Source organism: Bacillus sp. LL01 (assembly GCF_001037965.1).
Genome location: NZ_LFEL01000261.1, coordinates 1 through 3,217, shown reverse-complemented (window position 1 = coordinate 3,217; position 3,217 = coordinate 1). Strand labels below are relative to the sequence as shown.

General features: G+C 40.2%; 3 protein-coding genes. All 3 read left to right on the top strand.

From position 1 onward, the window contains the following. The first annotated feature begins 139 nt into the window (after positions 1-139). Positions 140-1,285 carry an acyl-CoA dehydrogenase gene (locus AB685_RS29080; protein WP_047974095.1) on the top strand — a complete coding sequence of 382 codons (1,146 nt, stop codon included), beginning with the start codon at positions 140-142 and terminating at the stop codon, positions 1,283-1,285. A gap of 40 nt (positions 1,286-1,325) precedes the next feature. After that, entirely contained in the window at positions 1,326-2,972 is a 1,647-nt protein-coding gene (locus tag AB685_RS29075; RefSeq protein ID WP_047974094.1) for an AMP-binding protein, read from the top strand. Positions 2,973-3,052: 80 nt separating this feature from the next. Then, on the top strand, positions 3,053-3,217 hold a 165-nt coding region (locus AB685_RS30750; protein WP_277814324.1), incomplete at its 3' end, for a biotin carboxylase N-terminal domain-containing protein.

Sequence of the window (3,217 nt, the reverse complement as noted above, 5' to 3'; positions counted from 1 at the left end):
AAGGAGTGCAACTCAAAAACTAACTAGTCAGTATAAAAAACGACATATTTTTTGAATGCGCTTTCATTTAATGCTTTATTTACTTAAAATCTGAACAATCGCTCAGAATTAAATGGAGAACGATTAGGGAGGAAATGCGATGAACTTTGATTTAACGAAAGAACAAAAAATGATCCGTGATATGGTAAGAGATTTTGCTCAAAATGAAATTGCTCCTGGAGCTGAAGAAAGAGATGCAAGTGCTGAGTTTCCAGAAGACATATTTAAAAAGATGGGTGAGCTAGGGTTGTTAGGCATCCCTTTCCCAGAACAATATGGAGGCTCTGGCGGGGATACCGTTTCATATGCATTAGCTGTAGAAGAAATAGGTCGTGCTTGTGGGGGAACAGGGTTAAGTTATGCAGCTGCTGTTTCGCTAGGAGCAAGTCCACTATACTACTTTGGCACAGAAGAACAAAAACAAACATACTTAACACCATTAGCATCGGGTGAGACTCTTGGTTCATTTGGTTTAACGGAACCAAATGCAGGCTCTGATGCTGGTGGCACACAAACAAAAGCTGTACTTGATGGCGATGAATATGTGATTAATGGAGAAAAATGTTGGATTACAAATGCGAGCTTTGCAAAAACGGTAATCGTAACAGCAGTCACAGGTAAAGACGAAAAAGGTAAAAACATCATTTCGGCGCTTATTGTACCTACAGACACTCCAGGATTTACGATTAATAGTAATTATGAAAAAATGGGTGTTCGTGCATCCAATACTTGTGAGCTCGTTTTAGAAGATGTTCGTGTACCAAAGGAGAATCTATTAGGTGACCCACAAGGAGGGTTTAAACAATTCCTTTACACATTAGACGGAGGAAGAATTTCTATTGCTGCTCTAGGTGTAGGGATTGCTCAWGCTGCTTTTGAACGCGCACTCGCTTACTCAAAAGAACGTAAGCAATTCGGAAAAACGATTTCTAGCTTCCAAGCGATTCAATTCAAGTTAGCGGATATGGCGATGGAAATTGAGCTTGCTCGTAACATGGTGATGAAGGCAGCTTGGTTAAAAGATCAAAATCGTTCGTTTGGTAAAGAAGCTGCGTTTGCAAAACTTTATGCATCTGAAACTGCGACTCGCACATCAAATCAAGCGATTCAAATCCATGGTGGGTACGGCTATATGCGCGAATATGAAGTAGAGYGTATGTTACGTGATGCTAAACTGCTTGAAATCGGTGAAGGAACATCTGAGATTCAACGACTAGTTATTTCAAGACAACTAGGCTGCCGTTAAAAGAGATGGTAGTTCCACTTAAGTGATAAGGGGGATTAAGATGTCAGATATTCAAGTGCCTATTGGAAAGCTATTAGAAGATGTAGCGAAGAGACAACCAAAGAAAGAAGCCGTTGTTTACTCAGATCGAAATTTGAGGTATACGTATGAAGAATTTGATTTAGAATGTCGCAAGGCTGCTAAAGGATTGATGGCTCTTGGTATTGAACGCGGAGAACATGTGGCAATATGGTCGACCAATAAACCTGAATGGCTAACAAGTCAATTTGCAACAGGAAAGATGGGCGCTGTATTAGTTACGGTTAACACGAATTACCGAACATCTGAGCTTGAATACTTACTTAAGCAATCTGATGCAACAACCCTTATTTTAATGGATCAATTCCGCGATGCTTCATATGTGGAGATGTTGTATGAAATCGTTCCTGAATTAAAGGGAGGCCCCCGTGGAAACTTACAATCTAGTAAACTACCTAAGTTGAAAAATATCATTTTCCTTGGTGATGAAGCTTATCCTGGGATGTACTCATGGAACGAATTAATGAAGTTTGGAGAAACGGTTAGCGAAGAAGAGCTGGATGCGAGAATGGATAGTCTTGATAAAGATGATGTGATTAATATGCAATACACATCCGGAACGACAGGCTTCCCTAAAGGGGTTATGCTGACACATCATAATTTAGCCAATAACGCTGTGAACATTGCCGGTTGCATGAATTTAACGAATGAAGACAGACTTTGTATACCTGTTCCTTTTTTCCATTGCTTTGGCTGCGTCCTTGGAACTCTTGCTTGTGTTTCTGTTGGAGCGACGATGGTGCCAGTGGAGGAGTTCAATCCAAAAGCGGTGCTTGAAGCTGTTTCAAAAGAGAAGTGTACAGGACTTCATGGTGTGCCGACGATGTTTATCAGTGAACTAAATGACCCTGAGTTTGATCAATATGACCTATCAAGCTTGCGTACAGGCATTATGGCTGGTTCAAATTGTCCTATTGWAGTAATGAAAGCTGTAGTTGAAAAAATGGGAGCAAATGAAATTACGATTGCCTATGGCCAAACGGAATCATCCCCTGTTATTACTCAWACCCGGGTGGACGACCCACTTATGTTACGAGTGGAATCAGTTGGGCGTGCTTTGCCGAATGTAGAAGTGAAAATTGTTGAACCTGGTTCGAATGATGAAGTACCAAGAGGCGTACAAGGTGAACTATGTACAAGAGGCTATCACGTAATGAAGGGCTATTATAAAAATACAGAAGCTACAAAAGCTGCGATCTCAGAAGACGGCTGGTTACATACTGGTGATCTTGCAGTGATGGATGAAAATGGTTATTGCCGAATTACAGGTCGACTAAAAGATATGATCATACGCGGTGGTGAGAATATTTACCCTCGTGAGATTGAAGAATTTTTATATCAACACCCAAAAGTATTAGACGTACAAGTCGTAGGTATTCCAGATAAGAAGTACGGTGAAGAAGTGTCTGCTTGGATTAAATTAAAAGAAGGAGAATCGACAACAGTTGACGAATTACGTAAGGACTGCATGGGTAAAATTGCAGCTTATAAGATTCCACGCTACATTGCTTTTGTAGATGAGTATCCAATGACTGCTTCTGGTAAGATTCAAAAATTTAAATTAAGACAACAAGCAGAAGAAACATTTAGCCGTGTAACCAATGAGTAGTATTGTAAGCGTTATCAAAATTAGTCGGATGATGTCGAATTAATTTCGGCATTCATCTGACCTCCTTAAGAGGTGAGAGGATGTTTACGAAAGTATTAATTGCAAACCGAGGCGAAATTGCAGCTAGAGTTATCAGAACATGTCAACGTATGGGAATTAAGACAGTTGCTATTTACTCTGAAGCAGATGAGCATGCTCTTCATGTAAAGCTAGCTGATGAAGCTTATTTAGTAGGGAAGCCGCGT